This is a genomic window from Arthrobacter sp. FW306-07-I, assembly GCF_021800405.1.
In the GTDB taxonomy this organism is placed as follows: Bacteria; Actinomycetota; Actinomycetes; order Actinomycetales; family Micrococcaceae; genus Arthrobacter.
The window spans coordinates 1,983,477-2,006,298 of record NZ_CP084550.1; the positions used below are offsets into that span (position 1 = coordinate 1,983,477).

A 22,822-nucleotide genomic window follows, 5' to 3' on the forward strand; every position below is an offset into this window, starting at 1 on the left:
TATTCAACCGGTCGAAGCAACAGTTGCTATTGGGACTGAGCTTAGCTGGTCCGCGAAGGCTTCCGCTGGAGTGCGCCATCCTAAGACGCCGCGCGGCCGGTTGTTGATGATGTCGGCGACAGCTTGGATCTCTGGAGTGCTCCAGCGAGAGATGTCGGTGCCTTTCGGGAAGTACTGCCGAAGTAGCCCGTTGAGATGTTCATTGCTCCCGCGCTGCCACGGGCTCTTCGCATCGGCAAAATAGACCGGCAACCCGATTTCCTGCGTCAGAAGGGCGTGCGCGGACATCTCCTTCCCACGGTCCCACGTCAGGGAGCGGCGCAGATCCGCCGGCAGCACCTCGAAGGTCCGGACGAGTGCGTTCTTCATCGTGACCGCCCCGTAGCCAGCCAATGCAGGCCCATTCTTTGTCGGCTTGACCAGGCCGTAACCCTTCTGCCGAGGCAGATGAACGAGCATGGCGAAACGCGTCGTGCGGTCGATCAGAGTCGCGATCGCTGACCGGTTGAGACCGATGATGAGATCTCCTTCCCAGTGGCCTGCGACTTTCCGCTCGTCGGCTTCGGCGGGTCTCTTCTTCAAGGTTGTGGCGTCGGTGACATGCGCCCAGGCTTGCTGACGTGTTCGCGCTCTTGGTGTGCGTTTCGTGCGCCCCCGGCGCAGGTGCCACGCCTGCTGCCTGGTCAGTCCGCCCCGGCCCGGAACGTAAAGGGCTTGGTAGATCGCTTCGTGCGAGATCCGCATCGTTGGATCATCCGGGAACTCGACCGGCAGACGTTTCGCGATCTGCTGAGGGCTCCACCCCCTCACCCATTCGCGGTCCTCCCTATGCGGTTTGTTCTTCCCGTCCCAGACCGGGCCGACCGGCCCCAAACGTTCTCCTCCGCCGGCTCTGACGTGTCCGCTGAGCTTGTCGTTGACGTAATCGCGGAGGCCCTCGTTCGTGATCAGCTTCGCGGTCTTTGGACGGCGGGCTCGTCGTTCGGCATGCCACTGCGCCGTCGAGGCCTTGTAGTCCAAGCGGTACGTTCTCGTCGACGCGTTCCGACGCAGCTCCCGCGAGATCGTAGAGGGGCTTCGCCCCAGCCGGCGAGCGATCTCCCGCACCCCGCAGTCTTGCGCACGCCACAGTGCGATGTCCTCACGGTCGTTCGAGGACAGATACCGCCCGGACAGTGTCGGGGCCAGCTGAGGATTCACACCGCCAGCGTGCAGGAACCAGCGATGCGCCACCGGTTCTGACACGCCTGCCGCAACGCCGGCGTCCCGGGTCTTCGCACCAGAGGCGATCGCGACCCAGAACCGCACCCTGTCCTCGCGCCAAGCCACCGACGGCCGACCCGGCGAAGGGATCTGCCCCCTATACGCCCGTACCTGCTTCTGACGATTGCGAACCGACATCCAACACCTCCGTGACCAGGTGTTGCTTCGACCGGTTGAATACGCCCAGTTCCGGTCACGCCGGTTCGTCGAATCACTCCGGCACCACGGGCTCACCGGATCGATGGGCAGGGTCGGTGCGTGCGCGGACAACGCTGCGATGGAATCGTTCTTCTCGCTGCTGCAGAAGAACGTCCTGGACCGTCAGCGGTGGCTCACCAGGCAGGAACTCCGGCTCGCCATCACGACCTGGATCGAGCGAACCTACCACCGCCGGCGAAGGCAAAGACGGCTGGGCAAACTCACGCCCATCGAATATGAAACAATCAACCGGACCGCGCTCACAGCGGCCTAAGACCCCAAGTCAACAAAAGCCGGGGCAGTCCCGACCCTATGTTTTGTGGGCTCAACGGAACTGGCTGGTGGTTACGTGCCCAGCCATGGCCCGGCCGGCACTCGGTCGCGCCGGACGAACTGCCAGTCCACCTTGTCGGACTCACCGTTGATGTCGCTGAGCCCCAGGCGGCCGATAAGTGCCGGTGAGAGGTCCATACCAGCACGCCGAAATCTTTTTTAGCGGGGCGGACGTTGTCGGAGCCAAACACGTATTTCTTGTCGTGGTACTGTCCGGGCCCCGGCATCTTCTATCTGGCCGTAGCATTCCTGTTTCCCTTTACGAATCGTGCGGCCTGGAGTGCACACCGAGCGACCGGCTTACAGGCGCGGGTCGGATCGCTGCTGACAGGGGACGCATATGCTGCACCTATGCGTGAAGTGATTCGAGTGCGAAGCTCGTCGACCGCGTTGTTATGGAACTTGAGGCTCTCCAGAACCTTTTCTTTAGTGAGTCCTAAATGATTTCGGCCCGTGGAACCCTGACGCGCCGTACGGCTATTCACCTGCAGATACTCAGGAATTGGCGTTCCGCGGAAATGTTTTGGGAGCTCATGTGGGCCTTCAACGTCGCCAGATCGGAGTAGGCGGGAGATAGCGTCTTGGTGGCTGCAAGGGAGGTGTCTTGGTCGATGGACGCTCGCGCGGTTCAGGTCTCGGTAGGCGTGTGATACGAAACGTCCAAAAGGCGGCGCCGGTGAAAGCGGCGTGGACTTTGGCTTTCTCGCGTGCCGATGGGAGGTTGTGCCCTTTTATGAGTCGGCGGGGTGGGTTCAGGTCGATGCCACGGAACGGTGCTTGTCTCGTCTGGATCAGAAATTCGTCGTGTCTGAGGGCGGGCCAAACTTTATCTGTTCCGCCAACCACGGTGCCAGCGAGTGGCCGGAAGGTGACATTGATCTTCGGGGTACGTAACGGATTTGTCCTGGATGCTGAAGTGACTGATACGGGCAGTGTCGTGGGTTCCTGCACGACATCGAGGCCGAGAAAAGGCCCACCCGGAACCAGCTCCGACAGGCTGAACCATGAATGGTCCGCCCTCAATCACCTGAGGCGGACCTTTCGTGCTTATTTTGAGCACCGATTATGGGCGCCTTGTCGGTGCTAAATCGTTGCCCCCTCTGCGCGTGGTCAACCAGATGATCGCGCCGTGGGGTCCGGCTCGTAGCAGTGCGTCTTTCGTGGGTTATGACAGTGGCTGCCAGGGCGATGGTGAGGCCAATGACGGTCTCGAGGGCGCGCTCAGTCAGGAGGGTGCCGATCGGGGCTGGCAGCATGAGATCCCCGAGCAGAAGGGCCATCGGGGTGAAGAAGACCAGGCCGAGGCTGTAGTTGCGCCCGGTGGTCAGCTCGGTGCACGCCTGGAGCACGGCGATCACGATGATCGCGGCATAGCTGCTCGGGTGGGCGGCCAGGACGAGGGCTGCGACGCCGAGGCCGGCGGCGGTGCCTATCACCCGCTGGGCGGCGCGCGTGAGGCGGGCGTGCAGGTCCGGTGCGGACATGGGGACGGATGCCGTGACGAAAGACCAGTAGGGGTGGCCTATGCCGCTGGTCGCGACGGCGAGGCCGGCGGCGGCGATACCGAGCAGATAGCGGGCGGCGTGGCGGCCAACAGGGTCGGACGGGCGTAGGCCGCGCCACGACAGCCGATACCGCACCGGGTCGCCGCCGTCGCGGGCTGTGCGACCCGGGAGGGCGAGGAGCAGCGCGAAGACGGCCGCCCCAGTCGCAGCGAGGGCGGCTGCGGGCACCGTGCTCAGCGCGATCGGGACCGTGGCCGAGGCTGTGAGGGCGAAGACCGGGTTGAGGGCTCCGGCCGGATGCCATCGGCCCAGCTCGGCTAGCACTACCGCGACGCCGGCCCAGACGGCCGCGACCGGCACTAGCAGCCAGAGCCGGAACGGGACGGTCGCCACCAGGGCGCCGACGACGACGCCGACTACCAGCACCACGCCCGCCTGCGCCTGCATGGCCAGGCGTACCCGAGCCGGCTCGTGTCGGCCGTACAGGGCGGTGAAGGCACCGATCGCCGCATACAGCAGCAAGTCGACGCGACCGGACGCCAAGCAAGCCACCAGCGGCACGAAGATCGCCAGGCTTGCACGCAGGGCGGTCCAATGCGCGCCGGCATGCGGGCCCAGGTCGAAGACTGCCGCCCACCAGGACCGTGTGGGGGTGACGTGGGGCATTTCAACCTTCCGAGATATTACAGAAATGAAGTAGTTCAAGGTTACTACACATCTGAACTACTCTTGTGGTTGGTAAAGGTTGACGGCGACAGGGGCGGGAGGAGCCAGATGGATCAGGACGCAGAGGTACTGCCCGCTCGTGACGACACCGTGGACCGGATGCAGCGTGAGTGGGCCCGGCTGCGCCCGGACCTGAACTTCTCAAGCCTCGGGGTGATCCACCGCCTGCTGCGCGCTTCCCGCCTCATCCTCGAAGCCAGCGACGCCTTCCTCGCAGACTACGGGCTCACCCGCGGCGAGCTGGATGTGCTCTCAGCGCTGCGCCGTACGGACGAACCTCTGAACCCAACGACACTCGCCCAGACGCTGCTGGTCCCGCGCTCCGCGATAACCATGCGGCTGAACTCCCTACAGGCTCGGGGACTGCTGAGCCGGACGGCGAACCCAGCCGACGGCCGCTCGTCCCTGCTCATCCTCACCGACACTGGCGCCGCGCTCGTGGACGAGGTGATTCCCGCCCAGCTCGCCCTCGAAGATGCCCTGCTCGCCGAAGCCCCGGCCTGGGTCGTCGAGGGCTTGGTCGATCCACTGCGGGCACTGACCTCCGTATGGGAGCAAGAACGCGGCCGCCAAACCGGGCCCACCAAGGGCCGGCGGAACGGCACGCTCGAGCCCTCCGGATGAGCCGGAGCAGCGTGCGCTTTGGGTGAGCATCAGCCAACGCGCTTCGGCACATCTTGATTTGTGGCCATATGAGATAGGCAATTTGAGAGCGACCCAGCGACCCGAACTGGCGATTGTCCTCCAAAAGGGGGTGTGGACCGTGTCCACCACACATAGATGAAGTACTGCGGAAAGTGTCAGAAAAGGTGGAAAGCGTCCCCAACCTGACGTGCGTACACGAAGAATGACATCAGGTTGGGGCGGGGTCGCCTTTCCCTATCTGAAAAACACCTCGGACTAGCTGCATCTCAGCGGCCGCCAGTGCGCCTGCCACCGCTGCAAGCGGCCCGAAGGGGACGCACCTCGCCAGGAACCGCGGCATGGAAGTTATCGGACCATGTTCAGTGCCGCGTTGAGAATCGACTCTTCGTCAATGCCGTGGATTCGGTAGGCGTCCTCGAGGCTGGAGGACTGGCCAAAGTCCTTGACTCCCAGGAATGCGGTGCGGTCCCCGCGGGCTCCGGCAAGGAACGAGAGTGTGTGAGGGTGTCCATCCTGTACCGTGACGAGCGGGCGGGGTGCGTGCCGCGGAAAGAGGATGTCGATGATGTGCCCGGCTCCGCTGTTGAGCGCGTTGCGTTGTTGCAGGGATTCAAAGACCAGGTCCGGGCTGGTCAGGCAGACGACGCCGGCGGTTATGCCTAGTTCCTTCAGCCGCGCGGCGGCTCCAAGGACCTCGGGCATCAGGGCCCCGACGCCGACTAGGGTGACCTTGTCCTCTTCCGGGTTGTGGTCGGTCAGGCGGTAGCCACCCGCTACCGCCTGCCTACGCCGCCGCTCCAGCAGGGCGACGTCGGTCGGCAGATTCGCCAGGGTTTGGTTCAGCGGCCGGGTGGAAAGCCGGAAGTAGGCCGAGCGTCCGGCGGGGCAGCCGATCCGGCTCATGGCTTTGAGCAGGCACCATTCGAGGTCCTGGGCGAAGGCCGGTTCCCAAGCGGTGCATTCGGGCTGTTCCAGACCAATGGAGGGGGTGGTGATGGACTGGTGGGCGCCGCCCTCTGGGGCCAGGGTGACTCCGGAGGGTGTTCCGATCAGGATGGATTGACCGCCGGCGTACATGCCGAAGGACCAAGGTTCCAGCGCCCGGGCCACGAACGGGTCATACATGGTGGCGATGGGGATCAGTGGCTGGCCCCAACGGCTCCAGGTCGTCCCAAGTTCGGCGGCCAGGCCGACGAGGTTGGTCTCGGCGATGCCTAGCTCGATGTGCTGGCCGGCCGGATTCTCCACCCAGCGCAGGACCCGGTCGCGGTCGTCGGCGAACCAGTCGTGGCGTTCGCCGACCGACCAGACGCCGGTCTTGTTGATCCAACCGCCCAGATTGGTGGAGGCGGCGACGTCGGGGCTGCAGGTGACCACCCGGCGGGCCACTTCCGGTGAGGCCCGCGTCAGGTCAGAGAGGAACCGTCCAAGGGCAGCCTGGCTGGAGATTCTGTCGCCGTAGCCCCATGGCAGCGACTCCGGGATGGAGACGGCGGGGGCTTCCGGCAGGGGAGCGCGTTCCATACGGGCGGCTGCCTGCATGCACGTTGCGTATTCCGGGGTTCCGGGGTTGAACCTGTGCCACGGATCGTCCAGTATCATGTCTGAATTGGCCGCCAGTACCTGCATCTGTTCCTGGTTCAGCAGGGCTGAGTGGTTGTTCGGATGCCCTTCGGTGGCCAGGCCCCGACCTTTGATGGTGTAGGCGAAGATGACGGTGGGGCGGGTCGGGTCCACTTGCCGGTAGGTTTCCAGCAGCAGGCCGATGTCGTGGCCGCCGAGGTCCCGTATGGCGGCCGCGTGTTCCTGGGGCGTCAGTGCGCGCAGGAGTCCTTCCATCGCCGGGGTCGAGCCACTGGTGCAGAGCCGGTCGTAAACCTCTCGGCTGTCCGAGCGCAGCATCCGCTGATATTCCTCATTGGGCATGGTCTCCAGCCGGGTCCGCAGATCACCGCCACCCGGCCTGCTGAAGAGTTCCTGCGCGCGGGTTCCCCACTTGCGGGTAATAACCTGCCAGCCGGCGGCTTGGAACATGCCCTGCAGCCGTTGGATCTGCGAGTCGGGCACCACGCGGTCCAGGGACTGCCGGTTTAGGTCCACGATCCACAACAGCTCGCCCAGCTTTGCCACGGTTGGATCCGCCACCGCCTCCCAGATGGCGCCTTCGTCCAGCTCGGCGTCGCCCAGGAGTCCGATGAAGCGTCCGGACTGACGGGATTCTGCGTACCGGTCACGCACGAAGCGGTGGGCCATGGCGGCCCAGATCGTGGCCGTGGCCCCGATGCCGACACTGCCGGTGGAGAAGTCCACGGTGTCGGGGTCCTTGGACCGGCTGGGATAGCTTTGTAGGCCGCCCTTTTCCCGCAGGGTGCCGAGCTTGGCCTCGTCCAGTTCACCCAGCAGGTAGTTGATCGCATGCAGGACCGGGGAGGCATGGGGCTTGACGGACACCCTGTCCGCCGACGTCAGTTCGGAGAACCAGAGAGAAGTCATGATCTCCACCATGGAGGCACTTGAGGCCTGGTGGCCCCCGACCTTGACGCCGCTGGTGTTGGGTCGGCCTCGGTTGGCCCGGTCAACGATCGCAGCAGCGGTCCACCGCACGCGTTGGGCAATCTTTTCAAGGCTTGCCTGCTCAGCTCCGGATAAGCCGGAGGGCCAGAACGCAGTCTGCGTGTCTTCCGCCGTCATGATGTAACTCCTAAATGATCTAAGCGTTCACCGCTGAATGCTTATCCCGATGTGCGCCCGCCTGGTCGCCTCGTATAGCGCGGCCAGACGGACTAGGTTGTACCCGCCGTTGCAGATAAGAAGAACTTCTCAAATCCTAACCAAAACTTCTAGAAAAGAGAAGTTCTTCTCAGCTGATTCCAAGGTATCTTGGAAACGTGTCCACCCCAGCCAAAGCCCCCCGTTCAGACTCCCTGCATTCCCGGCAAAAGCTTCTGGATGCACTGGGACGCCTGCTCGAGCATCAGGGGCTGGATGTCACACTGCCGGAACTGGCCCGCGAAGCGGGCGTTTCCACGGCGACGGCGTACCGGCACTTTAGCGATATCGACGAGCTCCGCACCGAGTTCTACAACAGGATTTTTGACCGGGTCATCCGCGCGATGGAGGAGCTGGCCGGAGAGTACACCGGCCTGGACCTTTTCTATCGGCTCTGTCAGACCTGGGTGGAACTGGAACTTCCGTGGGCCCGGGCTGCGACCTATATCCGCAGTGCCGAAGGAATCCTGGAACGGGTCCGGCGCGGGGAAGCGCTCAGCTCGGCTTATCACCGAATGGTGAGCGGGGTGCTGGACGAGTTGATAGCCGACGGCGTGATCCCGGCACAGGACACCGACTATGCGGCGCTGCTGTGGCTGACGATTTTTGATGAGCGGGTCTTCGTTGACCTGCACACAGCCAAGGGCCTGGGCGCGTACGAGATCAGCCACTTGCTCGGAAGGTCACTACTGGGAGCCCTCAAACAGAGCTGACATTCTGGGCGAGGTCCGGGGGGTGCGGCCAAGGGCGGCGGAAGCCGGGAAGGAAGCCGCCGAAGTGGCAAAAACCCTTGACCTCCGCCCCGGGAATTCGAGGCTTACGCATACCGCGCGGGACAAATCGAAGAACTCCTGTATCGCAAGCTGGAGGACGTCACCTCATCAATAGACATACTGATAGCCCTCCACACCCGCGGGGCTCAGTGATTCGACCCATGAAGACCGTTGGCGCCCAGGCAAGAGATCTCAACCCGGAGCACGTCGTGTCCAAGGTGCCGTGCGCCCGCAAAACTGTCGGCAGGGGATAGGCTTACGGGCGTCCCGGGAGCTTGTTTGAAGTAGCAGGGTTCTTCCTTCAGTTATGTCCGCCGCTACTACAACGGACTTTACGGCGATCTGCTTATGACAAAGCCTGGGCCTTGATTGTTTCCTCTGGCCGCAGTTTGGCTGCGAGTCGCCCGGTTTCTTGCGTGGCTCCTTGGCATAGCCAGCGAACGTCGGAGTGGAGCCCGATGAAAGTGGCCCCCCAACTGATGAACAGCTCGGCATCGTCGGCGCCGTTCGCGAAAACACCTGCGGCCTTTCCAGCCTCGCGCGCCTGGGCCACAACCGAACGCATGGCTTCGACGACGTCCGGGTGTCGGATGTCGCCCAAATGGCCCAGGGAGGCGGCAAGGTCGGACGGCCCCAGGAACACGCAGTCGACACCTTCGACTGCACAGATGGCCGCAGCGTTGTCGACGCCCGACCGGGATTCTATCTGCACAATCGTGGCAACGTGTTCGTTGGCAGTCTTTACATACAGCGGGTCCAGTCCGTATCGGCCGGCCCTGACCAGTCCCGCCACCCCCCGCACCCCGCCGTTGCCGTTTTGTGGGTAGAGCATCGCCCGGACTGCCGCTGTGCCTCATCGGCGCTGTTGACATTAGGAAAAATCAGGGTCTGCGCACCGATGTCCATGGCACGCTTGGCCAAGACGGGATCATTCTCCGCGAGGCGCACGATCGCCCCGGCACGCGCGCCCCGAACCCGGGCAGCGTCAATCGCCCTTAGTTGTTCCACGGCACTGGCGGGATTGTTGGGGGCGTGCTCAAGGTCGACCACGAGCCAATCGAACCCGCAATGGGCCAGGGCTTCTGCGACCGCGGGCGATCCCAGCGTCAGCCAAGTTCCGGTCGTGGTGGCACCGGAGCGCAGCGCCTCCTTGACGGGGTTATCGTGCATGAGACCATCTTTCTAAGAGATCCGTTAATTCTGTCTGCCGCTCGACCCGGTCCAGGTTGCCCGCAGGTTCAAGCCTGCGCGGGATCATCCCAGGTGCCGGGGAACTTCGAACGGGTTGCTGTCCTTCAACTCCGGGGGCAAGAGATGGTCAGGGAACCCCTGCAGCGCCACCGGGCGCAGGAACCGCTGAATCGCTGCCGTGCCTACGGAGGTGGTTTGGACGGCGGTGCTCGCCGGGTAGGGCCCGCCGTGCTGCTGGGCATGCGTCACAGAGACCCCGGTGGGCCAGCTGTTCCAGAGGACGCGTCCCGCTTTACCTGCCAAAACACGGAGCAGCTGATGGACGTCGCATTGGTCGGTGGCCTGGACCGTCGCTGTGAGCTGACCGTCAAGCCTCCGGGCAACCATTAGGAGCTGGTTCATATCCTCGTACTCAACCACCAGCGAGAACGGCCCGAATCGCTCGGCCAGGAATAGGTCCGGATTCTCGAGGACTGCCGCGATGTCGGTGGCCAGGATGAGTGGCGTCGGGCCAGCGGACTCGCTGGGGATGTTCCCGCTCAGGACCCGGACTTTCCGGTGGTCTGCCAGCTCGGCAACTTCCCGGCTGTAACCAGCTTCTATTCGTTCAGTCAGGAGCCTCGTTGCGGACGGCAGTTCCGCGGTGCGCACATGCTCGATGATCTGGCTTCCCGCCGGAACAAAGAGGGTTCCCGGCTTGGTGCACAATTGGCCGGCGCTGCCGGTCACCGCGGCCAGGTATCCCTCAGCGAGGGCAGCCGGACGCTCTGCCGCCGCTCCGGGCGTAACAAAAACGGGGTTGTTGCTGCCCATCTCCGCGAAAAACGGAATCGGCACATCCCGCTGTTGGGCGATGTCGAACAGTGCCCGCCCGCCGGGGATTCCTCCGGTGAAGGCACCCGCCTGGATCCTGGGATCTTTCAGGGCCTGGATACCGGTTTCTGTTCCGTGGATCAAGGCCAGCACCCCCGCCGGCGCCCCCGACTCTTCCAGGGCATCGAGGAATATCGCGGCGGTGCGTGCCGAGAGCTCCGGATGCCCGTGGTGCGCCTTGACGATCACGGGGCAGCCGGCCGCCAGCGCTGAGGCGGTGTCGCCGCCACCGACCGAAAAGGCAAAGGGGAAGTTGCTTGCGGCGAAGACCAGCACCGGCCCCAGCGGGAGCAGCATCCGTCGAAGATCGGGGCGTGGTGCGCCCATCGGCCATTCGGGATCGGAGTGGTCGATGCGTGCGTCGACGAAGCGTCCGCCCCTAAGCTCCTCGGCGAAGAACCGCAGCTGGAAAACGGTACGCGTCAGTTCGCCCCGCAACCGCGCGAAGGGCAGGTGCGTCTCCGCTATAGCGAGCTGGATGAGCTCGTCTGCGTGCACCTCCATGGCTGCGGCCATCGCCTCAAGATGGCGGGCACGGCCAGCGGACGGCACTGCGGACCAACTCTCGAAGGCAGTTTCGGCCGCGATCAGGACCTCGTCCAGGCCCAGGGTTGCAATAGTTTGCGTAGTCATAGTGTGGGCTCTCTTGTTTGTATCCAGGACAGGCGACGAATACCCCGGCCCTAGTCGATCTCCTGGTTGCTCTTTTCCTTGGCGAACAGCACGGCCACCAGTGAAATGGCGCCGCAGATGATGATGAAAAGGCCCACCGGGAGATAACTGCCGCCGAAGGCTGCGAGGAGTGCGGTGGCGATCAGTGGAGCCGGCCCGCCCGCGATGGCTGCTCCAAGCTGGTAGCCCAGGGAAGCGCCTGTGTAGCGGATGTCCGGGGAGAAGCTCTCTGCGCTCACCGTTCCGATCAGCGAGCCGTAAGTGGGCCAGATAACGGCAAACCCGATGAAGAGCGCGACTGCCAGGAACGGCAGAGACTTCTGGTTAAGCATCCAGAGGTACGGGAGAATGAACACCATCAAGGCCACGGTGCCCCCGAGGAAGACCTTTTTCCGGCCGATGCGGTCCGAGAGCGCGCCAAACTTGACCATCGAGTAGACGCCGATCACGGCGCAGACCAGCAGCACCGCAAGTACGGCTTCGCGCTTGTAGCCCAGGGTCATGGCGTAGGAGACGGTGAACGTCGCGAACATGAAGAACGTCGAGGTCTCAACGATCTTGGCGCCTGTTGCGATGAGGACTTCACGCCAATGATGCTTCAAGGTGTCGACGAGGGGAACCTGTTTCGTGGCGCCCGCGGCTTTCACCATCCGGAATGAAGGTGTCTCGTCCACCTTGTGGCGGATCCACAGGCCGACGGCCAACAGCACGACCGACAGAAGGAACGGTATCCGCCACCCGTAGGCCAGGAACGCTTCGTCAGAGAAGACCGCACCGGCGGCCAGGGTGATCATGTTGCCCAGCGCGAGTCCGAGCATTGCACCGGTCTGCGGGACTGCGCCATAGAACCCGCGGCGGTTCTTGGGAGAGTATTCCACAGCCAGAAGCAGGCCCCCTCCCCATTCACCGCCCAAGGCAAGGCCCTGCAGCAGGCGGAGCACAGTCAGAATGACGGGCGCGGCCACGCCGATAGTCCCATAGGTGGGCATCAAACCCATGGCCACAGTGGAGACACCCATCAGGGTCAGCGTGACCACCAGTGTCTTCTTTCGGCCGATCCGGTCTCCGACATGGCTGAACAGAATGCCGCCGATCGGACGGATCAGGAAGGCCAGGGCGAAGGACGCCAGGGCCAGGAGTTGGCTGACGGTCGGATCATTGGACGGGAAGAACAACGGACCGAAGACCAGCCCGGACATGGTGCCATAAAGGAAGTAGTCGTACCACTCGATGGTGCTGCCGACCGCGCTGCCCCAGAGGGCGCGTTTCCGATCCTTGTCGGAGACCACGATCTGTGGCGCTGCGACAGTTGCTGACATTTTTCTCTCCTTGGTGAAGACCTTCGACGTTGAAGGTATGGGTTAGTTGCTGCCCATCAGGACCACTGAACGACCGATGTTTCCGTTTGTCAGCGACTCGAATGCTTCGTTGATCTGGGTCAAGTTGAACTTCTCGCCGATGAGGGCGTCGAGCGGCAAACGGCCGGCCAGGTACATGTCCAGGATCTGGGGGATCTGGACGGACAGGTTGGAGGAGCCGTACAGGCTTCCCCGCACAGACTTTTCCTGCTGAACAATCTGGTTCAGGGGAACGCTGATCTCGGCCTGGGCGTTGGACAGGCCCACCACGAAAGCGGTGCCGCGGGGGCGAAGTGCCACGACTGCCTCGCGGATGGTTTCAGGCCGGCCAATGGCCTCGACAGCCCAGTGCGCGCCTCCGCCGGTGATCTCGTGCACGCGCGCCGTAAGGTCGTGCTCGCGCGTGTTGATCGTGTGGGTTGCGCCAAACTCGCGCGCCTTGGCAAGCTTTTCGTCGTCAATGTCGGCAACGATTACCGGGTAGGCGCCGACGGCTGCGGCGCCGATGACCGCCGATAGCCCCACCCCGCCGGCTCCGATGATCAGCACCGATTCCCCGGCTGGAGCGCCCATTCCGTTCAGCACCACCCCCATGCCCGTGATCACTGCACAGCCCATGATGGCTGCGACAGCCGCAGGAACCTCCTGCGGGATCTTGATTACGGACTCGCCGGATACGACGCATTCCTCCGCATAGCAGGACACACCCATCAAGTGATGGACGGGCTGTCCGTCCAGGGACAGCCGCGTCCCGCCGCGCAGCAACTCGTTATGGGTAGCGTGCACCGCGCTGAGGCGGCAGAGCGCAGGCGATCCGCTGGTGCAGTACTCGCACCTCCCGCAACCTGGCCGCCACGTCAGAATGACCTTGTCTCCCGGACGGACATGGGTGACGCCGGCTCCGACTTCCTGGACGATGCCCGCGCCCTCGTGGCCCAGCACGATAGGGGTCCGGCACGCCAGGTCTTGGACCATGTAGTGGTAGTCACTGTGGCAGATCCCCGCCGCATCAATGCGCACGCGGACCTCGCCTGGGCCGGGTGCCTCAAGATCGAGGTCGACTACTGCAAGCGGTGCGCCTGCCTGGTTCATGATTGCGGCCTTCACCCGTCACTCCTTGTTGCTTAGCTCTCACACCCCCATCTTTCGGATCACGGGGACTGGCATAAGCATCAGGCGCTGGCCGCCGTCGTCAAAATCATCCTCTCACTCAGTGAGACGGCTATAACTGGGCCCAATGAGGCGCTGCCGCCATTTGCCGGTTCAGTCCCAGTGTGGCCGCATGGACAGCGGGACCAACCAGCCTCATCTCCACCACCCCCACCGGAGCAGTGATGGAAATGGCGGCCACAGCCGTACCGTCCCCCCGCAGAATGGGGCTCGCCGCGCAAGCCAGGCCTGCATGTGACTCTTCCCGCTCGTAGGCAATACCCTCACGCCGGGCCAGGTCCAGTTCGGCGCGGAGCTCATGGGAGTCGGTAATGGTGCCGGGCCCGATCTTCTCCAACGGGCCATTCAGGACTTCCTCGACCAGATGGTCGGGAGAGTGGGCGAGCAGGGCCTTGCCGCCAGCGGTGGCATAGCACGGCACGCGCCCCCCAACCCTGGATGGGATGGTCAGATCCCGGTACTGGCCACGCAAAATCTCGATGTAAACCACATCATTACCTTCGAGGACGCCCAACTGAACGGTCAGGCCGGTGGCCCTCCGGAGGTCGAACATGGTTGCCAGTGCCAAGTGCCGAAGGTCCTTGGGCTGCTGCGCCATCTGTCCTAATTCAAAACACCGGATGCCAATCTGGTAACCGGACTGAACCCGGTCGATGAAATCGTGCTTGGCGAGTTCGGCGAGTATCCGGGCCGTGGTGGCCCGGGAAAGTCCCGCCCTGCGCGCGATTTCCCCTCCCGTCAGGATCGGTTCCTCAGGGCTGAATACGTCCAGGATCAGCGAAACCCGCTCAATCATGCTGGCAGGTGGTGCCGCTTTCGTTAAAGTCACACTGGAAAGTGTTGTCCCATTCAGTGGGACATGCAAAGTCTGGAGGAGCCCGCGTCCGGATGGCCGCCAATATCTCATGAGGGATTTGCAGGAATTATTAAAGGTGCACTAGCGAGCGTCCGAACGTAACGCGCCGACCGATCGGGTTGAGCCTGCCAGAGATGCATCGGGCTCTTAATGCTTATGCGGCTACGGGTGAGATAAAACGGCAAGTACGACGCGCGGTCCTCCTCGTTCGCGGAGGTCAGCAGCGCACGCGAAGGCCAGGCGTGTTCTTTTGCCCTCCCGTCTTCAGCTGGCAGGACCGGGCGCAGGACGGCTGCGGGCTTGAGTCCTGCGCTAGAAGGGGTGCAGCAGTCGGTCGATGAATTGCCGGGTGCGTTCCTCGCGCGGGTCGCGCAGCACGGTGTCAGGGTGGCCGCGTTCAACGACGACCCCGCCGTCCATGAAAATGACTTCGTTTGCGACTTCGCGTGCGAATGCCAGTTCATGGGTGACGACGACCATGGTCCAGCCCTCGTCGGCCAACTCCTTGATGACGGTCAGGACATCGCCTACCAGTTCCGGGTCGAGCGCGGAGGTCGGTTCGTCGAAGAGGAGAAGTTTGGGACGCAGGGCCAGTGCCCTGACGATGCCCACACGCTGCTGCTGGCCGCCGGAAAGCTCGAAGGGATAGCTGTTTTCCTTATCCGCGAGGCCGACCCGTGCGAGCAGTTCCCGGGCTTCAGCGACGACATCGGCTTTCGGCCGCTTCTGCACCTGGACGGGGCCTTCGATGACGTTCTGCAGGGCCGTCTTGTGTGGAAAGAGGTTGTAGTGCTGAAACACCATCGCGCTTCGGTCCCGCAAGGCCGCCAGATCTTTTCTGGAAGCCCCTGCCGAGAAGTCCACGGTTAGGTCGCCCGGGAACTCCACGACTCCACTGTCCGGTATTTCCAGACCGTCCAGGCACCGCAGGACGGTTGTTTTTCCTGAACCGGACGGGCCAATCAGCGTGACTACTTCTCCGCGGCGGACGTTTACGTCGATGGCCCGGAGCACTTCGTGGTCGCCGAATGACTTCCGGAGGCCGTGGGCGGCCAAGAGTGGAGTGCCGACCGTACCAGCTTCAGTGTGCGACATATCGGTCCAATCGTTTCTCGAGGATTGACTGGCCGCCGGAAAGGACGAGGCAGATGATCCAGTAAATAACCGCTGCTTCCAAGTAGAGGAGCATGAATTCCTGGCTGAAAGCAGCCACCTGCTGCGCCTGCCGGAACAGTTCGGTCACGAGGATCAGTGAGGCCAAGGAGGTGTCCTTCACCAGGCTGATAAAGGTGTTGGAGAGTGGTGGAACAGAGACCCTGGCTGCCTGGGGGAGGATGATGCGGGTCAGTGACTGGCGCCGTGACATGCCGATCGTATAGCCGGCCTCCCACTGGCCCTTGGGGACAGAGAGGATGGCTGCCCGAATAATCTCCGCGGCGTATCCGCCAACGTTCAGTGAGAAGGCGATGATCGCACTCGGCCACGGGCTGATAGTTAAGCCTACGGACGGGAGCCCGTAGAAGATGACAAACAGCTGAACCAAGAGCGGCGTGCCGCGGATGACCGAGATATAGCCACGTGCGATTGCCGAGACGATCCGGTTGCGGCTGATCCGCATCAGCGCGACAAGCAGGGCCAGCACCAGTCCGAGGGCAAACGACGTGAGGGCGACGGGAATCGTGCCGGTTACAGCACCGCTCACTATGGGGCCCAAGGACTCCCAGACGAGGGGCCAATCGACCGTCATGATGTGTGGCAGGCGTCGAGAAGGAGCATGCTGCTACTTGGTGACGTCAGCATCGAAGTATTTCTGCGAGATCTTCTGAAGGGTCCCGTCGGCCTGAAGCTCGCCCAATGCCTTGTTGATCGCGTCTGTCAGGCTCGTTGCGCCCTTGCGGATGGCGAAGGCACTGAGTGACTTGTCGGAGGTTTCTGCCGCGATCTTGATGCTTTGGTCGTGGTCGGCTTTTTGTTGGTCGAGGTAGGTCAGTTTGTCGTTGATGGTCGCATCGACCCGCCCCTGCTTTAGCAGGGTGATGGCCTGCGCCCACCCTTCCACTGCCTGCACGTTCGCCCCGCTCTGCTGCGCCAGCTTGTACCAGTTGCTGGTCAGGGACTGGGCCGTGGTCTTGCCCTTAAGGCTGTCGAAGGAGGTGATGCTGTTGTCGTCCGCCTTGGTGACAATGACCCCTGTGCTGACCGTGTAGGGGGTCGAGAATTCGTACTTGGCCTTGCGTTCGTCGGTGATTGAAACCTGGTTCGCAATAACGTCGAATCTCTTCGCTTCGAGGCCGGCGAAGATGGCATCGAACTGGGTTTCCTGGAAGTTGGGCTTGACGCCAAGCTTGTTGGCGACGGCACTGATGATCTCAACGTCATAGCCGGTAAGTTCCCCGTTGCCGCTGGCATGGAACGAAAACGGCTTGTAGGTTCCCTCGGTGCCAACTTTGAGTACGCCCGAAGTTTGGACGTCAGTCAGGGAGGTGTCCTGGCCACCAGCAGGTGCCGAGCTGGCAGGACCTGTCGACGAAGACCCGCACCCTGCTAACGCCAGTCCTGCCGCTGCAATGAGACCGATAAGGGAAAGTCGGCTGCGTTTCATAGTGGTCCTTCGTCGTCGGGGTGGCCCCGCCTGGTCTAGAGCCTGACGGTGATCTCACTTGCGACGATACCAAGCCCGGAGGCCCACGACGCGAAAAAGAGCTGGCATCTGGATCCGGGGCTGCTAAGCCCCAAAGCCGCTGGGGATTCCCGTGCCTTCAGTCCCGCTCGTGAACGTCCAGGACCGGAGGCAAAGGGGTCCGATTGGTGGGTTGGAGGACAGCCCGGAGGAGGCCCGGGAACTGTGCTTCGAGGTCTTCCGTACGCAATGAATTGAGGATGGACGTCCCCTTGTAGTTCTGGCGAATCAAACCTGCTTCGCGCAGGACTTTGAAGTGATGCGTTGATGTGGACTTGGTAACCGGCAGATTGAAGGCGCTGCAAGCATGTGCGCCGGGGTCTGCGGCGAGGTGGGCGACAATCTGCCGCCGTATTGGATCCGCCAGGGCGGACAATATGGCGTCCAACTGCAGCTCGCCCGTCTCGGGATGGTCAAGCGATCGCACGGTAAACCTCCTGCTGCTGGCTGGGTGGAGTCTCTACTTATTGTACGATACATGTAGTACTACGAAGGTTGTCGTACTACCTAGTACGCAGTTGGCTTTCAGGCCGATGCAATCTCCGTGCCCAACTCCCATGACCTCAACACGCGCTCCAGACCCGCTCGCCGGTGTCGGAAGTGTATTCACGATTAAGGACATTTGATGGACTCCACACCGCTTTGGAACCCGCTGCAGCTCGGCTCGACCCAGCTGTCAAACCGTGTGGCATTGGCCCCCATGACGCGTATTAGCGCGACCGAAGAGGGGCTGGTTACCGAGAAGATGATCTCGTACTACGAGGCGTTTGCCCGCGGGGGCTTCGCCTTGCTAATCACCGAGGGAATCTACCCGGACACGTCCTACAGCCAGGGCTACCTCTACCAGCCAGGCCTCGCGACGGAGGAACAAGCCAGGTCCTGGACTGGAGTCGTTGACGCCGTCCACGCAGCCGGCTCCAAAATATTCGCCCAGCTGATGCACGCCGGGAGCCAAGCGCAGGGAAACCGCTTCAAGGACGGAAGCGTCGCCCCGTCCGCCGTAGCTCCAAGGGGAGAGCAGTTGGACTTTTACCGCGGAGAGGGCCCGTACCGCGTTCCAGCCGAAATCAGCCGGGAACAGATGGATGAAGTTCGTCAGGGATTTGTAGCTGCCGCACTGCGCGCCAAGGAAGCAGGATTCGACGGCGTGGAAATCCACGGCGCCAACGGATACTTGCTGGACCAGTTCCTCACCGATTACCTGAACCTGCGAACGGACGAATACGGCGGTTCGGCAGAAAACCGGGTCCGTTTCCCGGCCGACATCGCAAAGGCCGTCCGCGAAGCCGTGGGACCGGAAATGACCGTGGGCATTCGCGTCTCCCAATCCAAGGTCAGCGACCACGACCACCGCTGGACCGGAGGGGCTGCGGAGGCCGAAGTAATCTTCTCAGCTCTGGCCGCCAGTGGCGTCGACTTCATCCACACCACGGAATACCGGGCCTACGCGCCGGCGTTCGGTGACCAGGGGCCATCGTTGGCCGCCCTGGCCAAACGGCACTCAGGCCTGCCAGTCATAGCCAACGGTCAACTGGATGACCCCGAAACGGCCCTTTCAATGCTCACCGATGGCACCGCCGACGTCGTAGCCCTGGGTAAGGCCGCGCTCGGGAACCGGAACTGGCCCGAACGGGTCAGGAACGGCCAGGCACTCGACGAACTGGACCCGAGCCTGTTCGCCCCCGTGGCCGACGTTAAAGACTGGGAACTTGAACTGCTCCCCTAAGCGGCCGATCGTGACCACGAACCACTCGCCCTGCCTGACGCCACCTCGCCCTTCCGAGCAACGCGCAGCCGGGCAGGGCGAGGGGTCCAACGATTGGGAAAAGCCGATGCCAATGCGGCACCCCCGCGGCGAGGAGTGCGGTGCTTAGGCGTCGAGGTGCAGCTTAAGTGGGCCCACGCAGATGTAAGTGCCGGCGAATGGGTTGTGCACCCAGGCGGGGGGTACGGAGAGCGTAGGGGGATCCATCAATGGATCCGGACGGAGCTGAACGGTCCGTCCACCGCTCGGGAGGCAGTCGTGCGTATTGGCCTGATTTCAAGCCCATGGTTTGCTGTGCCACCCCCGGCCTACGGGGGTATCGAGCGGGTGGTCAACTCGCTCGCCCGGGGTTTCGCTGATGCTGGCGAAGAGGTTGTGTTGGCGGCGCCGTCGGACAGTACTTGCCCGGTGCCGCTGGCGCCGGGGATGCGGGCTGCGGACTCACGGGAGTTGGGCATGAGGGGTTCGGAGATGAACATCGGCGACGGCTCGGTCGCCGCTCTCGGCACTGTAGAGCGTCTTGCCGAACTCGTCCTTCTCCGAACGGTTGGTTTTCGCGTCCCAGTCCCGGGTCAGTTTGCCGCGTGCCAGCGGACTCCACGGCAGGACCCCGATCTTTTGGTCGGCGCAGAGGGGGAACATTTCGCGTTCCTCCTCCCGGTACACGAGGTTGTAGTGGTCCTGCATCGTCACAAAGCGGGTCCAGCCATTGATCTGCTGCAGATACAGGGCCTTGCTGAATTGCCATGCGGCTATCGAGGAAGCCCCGATGTAGCGGACTTTGCCGGCCTTGACGACGTCATGCAGGGCTTCAAGCGTTTCCTCAATGGGCGTGGCGGGATCCCAACGGTGAATCTGGTATAGATCCACATAGTCCGTTCCCAACCGGGTCAGGCTGGCGTCGAGCTCCGCGAAAATGGCCTTGCGTGAGAGCCCGCGGCCGTTCGGGCCGGGCCGCATCACCCCGTGGACCTTTGTGGCAATCACGATTTCCTCCCGGCGGGCGAAGTCGGCCAGCGCCTTGCCCACTATTTCCTCGCTGCTGCCGTTGGAGTAGACGTTCGCGGTGTCGAAGAAATTGATGCCGGCATCCACGGCTTGGCGGATCAGCGGCCGGCTCTCACTTTCAGGCAGCGTCCACGGATGTGGACCCCGCGCGGGATCCCCGTACGTCATACACCCCAGTGCCAGCGGCGAGATGTCCATGCCCGTGTTGCCGAGCTTTATGTAATCCATGTTCTTCCTCCGCCTTCCAGTCCCGGGCGCAGCTGCACCCCCCTGCCCCCACGCTATGCGACGAACAACCCCTTGTGGGCGTTTGTATGGCGACACTATCGATCCCGCGTGTCGCGTTGTCGCAGGCAGACGAGATTCCGTTGAGGTTGGAAAAGCTACCTCGGGCATAGCCCCGGCAGACCTCACCGATGCCGGTCTCTGCCTACACCTACGACAAGCTCACTGCGGCAAAACCGCTGGCCCACCCGCGGAGGCACCTCCTGGCCCCGAGGGGATGCGTCGACCCGGAGGGCGACAAAACGTACACCGGAAAGACCCAGGGACGTCAATATGTGGTGTCGCTGGACAGGCAGGGCAAGGAAGGCCCGGCTTCTGCCGTGGACCTTCCTTGCCCTGCCGACATTCTTCCTTGCCTTACCTGATGTTGTGCTTCGTGCCGTCTCCTTCGGTGCTTGCGCTGACGGACGCGGTTCCGTCCAGGGGGCCGGCGGCGGGGTTGGCGCCGGTGGTGGCGGAGAGGCGGGCCTTCCGGGTGGCGGGGCCGAAAACTGCCAGGGCGACTGCGCCGAACAGCCAGGTGCCGGCGATGAAAAAGAAGACGCTCTGGTAGCCGCTGCCGTTGTAGAGGGCGGCGATGATCAGCGGCCCGGCGGCGTTGGAGAGGCGTCCCAGGCCGTAGGAGATTCCGGTGCCCATGGAGCGGCCGTTTGTGTCGAAGAGCTCGGGGGAGTAGGCGTAGGCCAGGGCCGTGTAGCCGCGTTCGAACAGGTTAACCAGGAAGCCGAACAGGACGATGAGGACGGGGTTGAACGTGAGCCCGTAGAGCAGGCCACAGACGGCGATGATGCTGCCGAAGACCACCAGGCACCATTTTCGCTCGAACCGGTCCGTGACCAGGGATGCGAGGTAGGAGCCCAGGGGCGCGCCGATGGTGGTCAGTGCCACGTAAAAGATGGAGTTCTCGACGCTGAAGCCTTCCTTGGCCAGGAGGGTGGGAGCCCAGCTGGAGTAGCCAAAGAAGCCGATGGTCTGGGTGACCCAGAGGATGGTCAGCAGGGCGGTGGGTGCGAGGTATTTCTTCTGCAGCAGGAGCGTCAGGGGTGCCTTGGTGGCCGTGGGGGTTTCAACAGCTGCGGCCGGTTCGGGAAGAGCGCCCTTTTCCGCGCTCACGGTGGCCTCAATCTCGTTCAGGATGGCATCGGCTTTGGCGTAGTCGCCCTTGTTTTCGTACCAGCGCGGGGATTCCTTGAGGCGCCGGGTGAACAGGATGAAGAGGATGCCCAGCGCGCCCCAGATGTAGACGAGGCGCCAGGACCAGTCCGAGAGGGGGACCACGAGGCTGGCGATGAGGTTGGTGGCCGGGGTGCCGCAGATGCCGATGACGATCGCGTACGCCTGGTACTTGCCGCGCTTGGCCGCGGGGAACAGTTCGTTGACGTAGATGACGGCCACCACCGTCATCGCGGAGAGGCCAGCCGATGTCAGGACCCGGAAGACGCCAAGGGACACGATGTCCCAGGAGAAGGCCGCGATGAGGGAGAACGATGCGTACCAGAGCGTGGTGATCACCAGGGCGTTCTTGCGTCCCCAGCGGTCGGCCATCCAGCTGGCGATGAGCGAGCCGAAGAACATACCGACAAAGGACGCCGAGGTCACGTATGCCACCTGGTTGACGGTGACGCCCCACAGCTTGATCAGCTTGGGAACCGTGGTGGCGAAGCTGTTGATGTCTGCGAACTCGAAGAAGTAGGCGAATGAGACGGCCACCAGGGCGATCTTGTGGAACTTGGAGATGGGCAACCGGTCCAGGCGGTTGGCGGCGTTGGAATGCGTCATTGGAATCCTAGGGGCAAAGGTTGGGGGAAGCTTGGGCGGTGACTAGGCGTTTTCGCCGGGCCAGTACAGGCTCATGGGGTTGTTGACCAGCAGCTTGTGCTGCAGCTCGGAGGTGGTGGCCACATGGGGGATGAAGTCCACCAGCAGCCCGTCATCGGGCATGTGGCCGGTGAGGTTCGGGTGGGGCCAGTCGGATCCCCAGAGCACCCGGTCAGGGAATTCCTCGACGACGGTCCGGCCGAAGGCCACCACGTCACGGTATGCGTGCGTCTCGCCATCCAAGGCCGGTGGCCCGGAAACGCTGAGCCGTTCGGGGCAGCTGACCTTGACCCAGACGTCGTTGTTTTCGACGAAGCGCAGGAAGCGGCCGAACTCCGGGCCGGTGGCGGGCTTGGTGACGTCCGGGCGGCCCATGTGGTCCACCACCAGCGGCGTGGGCAGGGATCCGAAGAACCCTTCCAGGCCCTCGAGGTCCTGGCCTTCGAAGTAGATGACCACGTGCCAGCCCAGCGGGGCGATCCTGCGGGCAATTTCCGCCAGTTCCTCCTGCGGCGCCGCATTCACCAGGCGCTTCAGGAAGTTGAACCGGACGCCCCGCACGCCGGCGGCGTCGAGCCGCTGCAACTCGGCGTCGCTGATGTCCGGCCGTACCGTGGCCACGCCGCGGGCACGACCCCCCGCGGCCTCGACTGCGTCCACCATGGCGCTGTTGTCCGCTCCATGGCAGGTGGCCTGCACGATGACGTTGCGGCTCACTCCCAGGTGGTCGCGCAGTGCGAACAGTTGGTCTTTGCCGGCGTCGCACGGGGTGTATTTCCGTTCAGGCGCGAAGGGGAATTCCGCGCCTGGGCCGAAGACGTGGCAGTGCGCGTCCACTGCTCCTGCGGGAAGTTTGAAGCGGGGCGTGGACGGGATGCTGTACCAGTCGAGCCAGCCCGGTGTCTTGGTGAAGGCGGTTTCCATGGGGTTCCTT

18 protein-coding genes and 3 pseudogenes are annotated in these 22,822 nt (G+C 63.3%); 5 read left to right on the forward strand and 16 right to left on the reverse strand.

What is annotated here, in order from left to right; translation table 11 throughout:
- Positions 1–3: 3 nt before the first annotated feature.
- Positions 4–1,401: an IS30 family transposase gene (locus tag LFT46_RS09130; RefSeq protein ID WP_168225705.1), complete on the reverse strand. Its 1,398-nt coding sequence runs from the start codon at positions 1,399–1,401 to the stop codon at positions 4–6.
- 43 nt (positions 1,402–1,444) lie between these two features.
- On the opposite strand from LFT46_RS09130, the pseudogene LFT46_RS09135 reads away from it, so the two are divergent.
- Positions 1,445–1,735: pseudogene (locus LFT46_RS09135) on the forward strand (integrase core domain-containing protein); the annotation flags it as partial.
- Positions 1,736–1,806: 71 nt separating this feature from the next.
- On the opposite strand, the gene LFT46_RS21145 reads toward LFT46_RS09135, so the two are convergent.
- Both LFT46_RS21145 and LFT46_RS09140 read right to left on the reverse strand, forming a co-directional pair.
- A complete protein-coding gene (locus LFT46_RS21145) occupies positions 1,807–1,932 on the reverse strand; it encodes a hypothetical protein (protein ID WP_272910831.1) in 126 nt (41 codons plus the stop codon).
- 881 nt (positions 1,933–2,813) lie between these two features.
- Positions 2,814–3,965 (reverse strand): FUSC family protein, encoded by a 1,152-nt coding sequence (locus LFT46_RS09140; RefSeq protein ID WP_236821893.1) that lies wholly within the window; start codon positions 3,963–3,965, stop codon positions 2,814–2,816.
- Positions 3,966–4,073: 108 nt separating this feature from the next.
- On the opposite strand from LFT46_RS09140, the gene LFT46_RS09145 reads away from it, so the two are divergent.
- Entirely contained in the window at positions 4,074–4,649 is a 576-nt protein-coding gene (locus tag LFT46_RS09145; RefSeq protein WP_236802313.1) for a MarR family winged helix-turn-helix transcriptional regulator, read from the forward strand.
- A gap of 366 nt (positions 4,650–5,015) precedes the next feature.
- On the opposite strand, the gene LFT46_RS09150 is transcribed toward LFT46_RS09145, so the two are convergent.
- Positions 5,016–7,361 carry a transketolase-like TK C-terminal-containing protein gene (locus LFT46_RS09150; protein WP_236821894.1) on the reverse strand — a complete coding sequence of 782 codons (2,346 nt, stop codon included), beginning with the start codon at positions 7,359–7,361 and terminating at the stop codon, positions 5,016–5,018.
- 197 nt (positions 7,362–7,558) lie between these two features.
- On the opposite strand from LFT46_RS09150, the gene LFT46_RS09155 reads away from it, so the two are divergent.
- Positions 7,559–8,152 (forward strand): TetR/AcrR family transcriptional regulator, encoded by a 594-nt coding sequence (locus tag LFT46_RS09155; protein ID WP_236802317.1) that lies wholly within the window; start codon positions 7,559–7,561, stop codon positions 8,150–8,152.
- A 406-nt stretch (positions 8,153–8,558) separates the two neighbouring features.
- Here LFT46_RS09155 and LFT46_RS21345 read toward each other — a convergent pair.
- The 9 genes and pseudogenes from LFT46_RS21345 to LFT46_RS09205 all read right to left on the reverse strand — a co-directional run bounded on the left by LFT46_RS21345 (position 8,559) and on the right by LFT46_RS09205 (position 17,439).
- Positions 8,559–9,382 (reverse strand): annotated as a pseudogene (locus tag LFT46_RS21345) (HpcH/HpaI aldolase family protein).
- 84 nt (positions 9,383–9,466) lie between these two features.
- Complete coding sequence (locus LFT46_RS09170; protein ID WP_236802322.1) at positions 9,467–10,909, reverse strand: aldehyde dehydrogenase (NADP(+)); 1,443 nt, start codon at positions 10,907–10,909, stop codon at positions 9,467–9,469.
- Positions 10,910–10,959: 50 nt separating this feature from the next.
- Entirely contained in the window at positions 10,960–12,267 is a 1,308-nt protein-coding gene (locus LFT46_RS09175) for an MFS transporter (RefSeq protein WP_236821896.1), read from the reverse strand.
- A 42-nt stretch (positions 12,268–12,309) separates the two neighbouring features.
- A complete protein-coding gene (locus LFT46_RS09180; protein ID WP_236821897.1) occupies positions 12,310–13,413 on the reverse strand; it encodes a zinc-binding dehydrogenase in 1,104 nt (367 codons plus the stop codon).
- A 115-nt stretch (positions 13,414–13,528) separates the two neighbouring features.
- Positions 13,529–14,305 (reverse strand): IclR family transcriptional regulator, encoded by a 777-nt coding sequence (locus tag LFT46_RS09185; protein ID WP_236802327.1) that lies wholly within the window; start codon positions 14,303–14,305, stop codon positions 13,529–13,531.
- Between the two features lie 339 nt (positions 14,306–14,644).
- Positions 14,645–15,427 (reverse strand): amino acid ABC transporter ATP-binding protein, encoded by a 783-nt coding sequence (locus LFT46_RS09190; protein ID WP_236821898.1) that lies wholly within the window; start codon positions 15,425–15,427, stop codon positions 14,645–14,647.
- On the reverse strand, positions 15,414–16,079 hold the full coding sequence (locus tag LFT46_RS09195; protein ID WP_236802330.1) for an amino acid ABC transporter permease: 666 nt from the start codon (positions 16,077–16,079) through the stop codon (positions 15,414–15,416). Before LFT46_RS09195 ends, LFT46_RS09190 begins: the two co-directional genes overlap by 14 nt.
- 33 nt (positions 16,080–16,112) lie before the next feature.
- Positions 16,113–16,934 (reverse strand): amino acid ABC transporter substrate-binding protein, encoded by an 822-nt coding sequence (locus tag LFT46_RS09200; RefSeq protein ID WP_236821899.1) that lies wholly within the window; start codon positions 16,932–16,934, stop codon positions 16,113–16,115.
- 157 nt (positions 16,935–17,091) lie between these two features.
- The gene (locus LFT46_RS09205; RefSeq protein WP_236821900.1) at positions 17,092–17,439 is read right to left on the reverse strand and encodes an ArsR/SmtB family transcription factor; all 348 of its coding nucleotides are present in this window, start codon (positions 17,437–17,439) and stop codon (positions 17,092–17,094) included.
- A gap of 273 nt (positions 17,440–17,712) precedes the next feature.
- Here LFT46_RS09205 and LFT46_RS09210 point away from each other — a divergent pair, with 273 nt between their 5' ends.
- Positions 17,713–18,738: an NADH:flavin oxidoreductase gene (locus LFT46_RS09210; protein WP_236821901.1), complete on the forward strand. Its 1,026-nt coding sequence runs from the start codon at positions 17,713–17,715 to the stop codon at positions 18,736–18,738.
- Positions 18,739–19,254: 516 nt separating this feature from the next.
- Here the strand turns inward: LFT46_RS09210 and LFT46_RS09220 are convergent.
- Positions 19,255–20,013, reverse strand: a pseudogene (locus tag LFT46_RS09220) (aldo/keto reductase); the annotation flags it as partial.
- Between the two features lie 188 nt (positions 20,014–20,201).
- Between LFT46_RS09220 and LFT46_RS09225 the strand changes: the two are divergent.
- Entirely contained in the window at positions 20,202–20,435 is a 234-nt protein-coding gene (locus LFT46_RS09225; protein WP_236821902.1) for a hypothetical protein, read from the forward strand.
- On the opposite strand, the gene LFT46_RS09230 is transcribed toward LFT46_RS09225, so the two are convergent.
- Together LFT46_RS09230 and LFT46_RS09235 are read right to left on the reverse strand one after the other, a co-directional pair.
- On the reverse strand, positions 20,428–21,849 hold the full coding sequence (locus LFT46_RS09230) for an MFS transporter (RefSeq protein ID WP_236821903.1): 1,422 nt from the start codon (positions 21,847–21,849) through the stop codon (positions 20,428–20,430). The two genes, LFT46_RS09225 and LFT46_RS09230, sit on opposite strands and share 8 nt — an antisense overlap.
- A 42-nt stretch (positions 21,850–21,891) precedes the next feature.
- The gene (locus LFT46_RS09235) at positions 21,892–22,812 is read right to left on the reverse strand and encodes an amidohydrolase family protein (protein WP_236802422.1); all 921 of its coding nucleotides are present in this window, start codon (positions 22,810–22,812) and stop codon (positions 21,892–21,894) included.
- Positions 22,813–22,822: the final 10 nt, after the last annotated feature.

Excerpts from the sequence above, each read along its gene's own strand:
- LFT46_RS09140 (WP_236821893.1), bottom strand. The coding sequence starts at position 3,965 with ATGCCCCACGTCACCCCCACACGGTCCTGGTGGGCGGCAGTCTTCGAC.
- LFT46_RS09170 (WP_236802322.1), bottom strand. The coding sequence starts at position 10,909 with ATGACTACGCAAACTATTGCAACCCTGGGCCTGGACGAGGTCCTGATC.
- LFT46_RS09200 (WP_236821899.1), bottom strand. The coding sequence starts at position 16,934 with ATGAAACGCAGCCGACTTTCCCTTATCGGTCTCATTGCAGCGGCAGGA.
- LFT46_RS09195 (WP_236802330.1), bottom strand. The coding sequence starts at position 16,079 with ATGACGGTCGATTGGCCCCTCGTCTGGGAGTCCTTGGGCCCCATAGTG.
- LFT46_RS09130 (WP_168225705.1), bottom strand. The coding sequence starts at position 1,401 with ATGTCGGTTCGCAATCGTCAGAAGCAGGTACGGGCGTATAGGGGGCAG.
- LFT46_RS09230 (WP_236821903.1), bottom strand. The coding sequence starts at position 21,849 with ATGACGCATTCCAACGCCGCCAACCGCCTGGACCGGTTGCCCATCTCC.
- LFT46_RS09210 (WP_236821901.1), top strand. The coding sequence starts at position 17,713 with ATGACGCGTATTAGCGCGACCGAAGAGGGGCTGGTTACCGAGAAGATG.
- LFT46_RS21145 (WP_272910831.1), bottom strand. The coding sequence starts at position 1,932 with ATGGACCTCTCACCGGCACTTATCGGCCGCCTGGGGCTCAGCGACATC.
- LFT46_RS09225 (WP_236821902.1), top strand. The coding sequence starts at position 20,202 with ATGCCGGTCTCTGCCTACACCTACGACAAGCTCACTGCGGCAAAACCG.
- LFT46_RS09175 (WP_236821896.1), bottom strand. The coding sequence starts at position 12,267 with ATGTCAGCAACTGTCGCAGCGCCACAGATCGTGGTCTCCGACAAGGAT.
- LFT46_RS09190 (WP_236821898.1), bottom strand. The coding sequence starts at position 15,427 with ATGTCGCACACTGAAGCTGGTACGGTCGGCACTCCACTCTTGGCCGCC.
- LFT46_RS09145 (WP_236802313.1), top strand. The coding sequence starts at position 4,074 with ATGGATCAGGACGCAGAGGTACTGCCCGCTCGTGACGACACCGTGGAC.
- LFT46_RS09150 (WP_236821894.1), bottom strand. The coding sequence starts at position 7,361 with ATGACGGCGGAAGACACGCAGACTGCGTTCTGGCCCTCCGGCTTATCC.
- LFT46_RS09235 (WP_236802422.1), bottom strand. The coding sequence starts at position 22,812 with ATGGAAACCGCCTTCACCAAGACACCGGGCTGGCTCGACTGGTACAGC.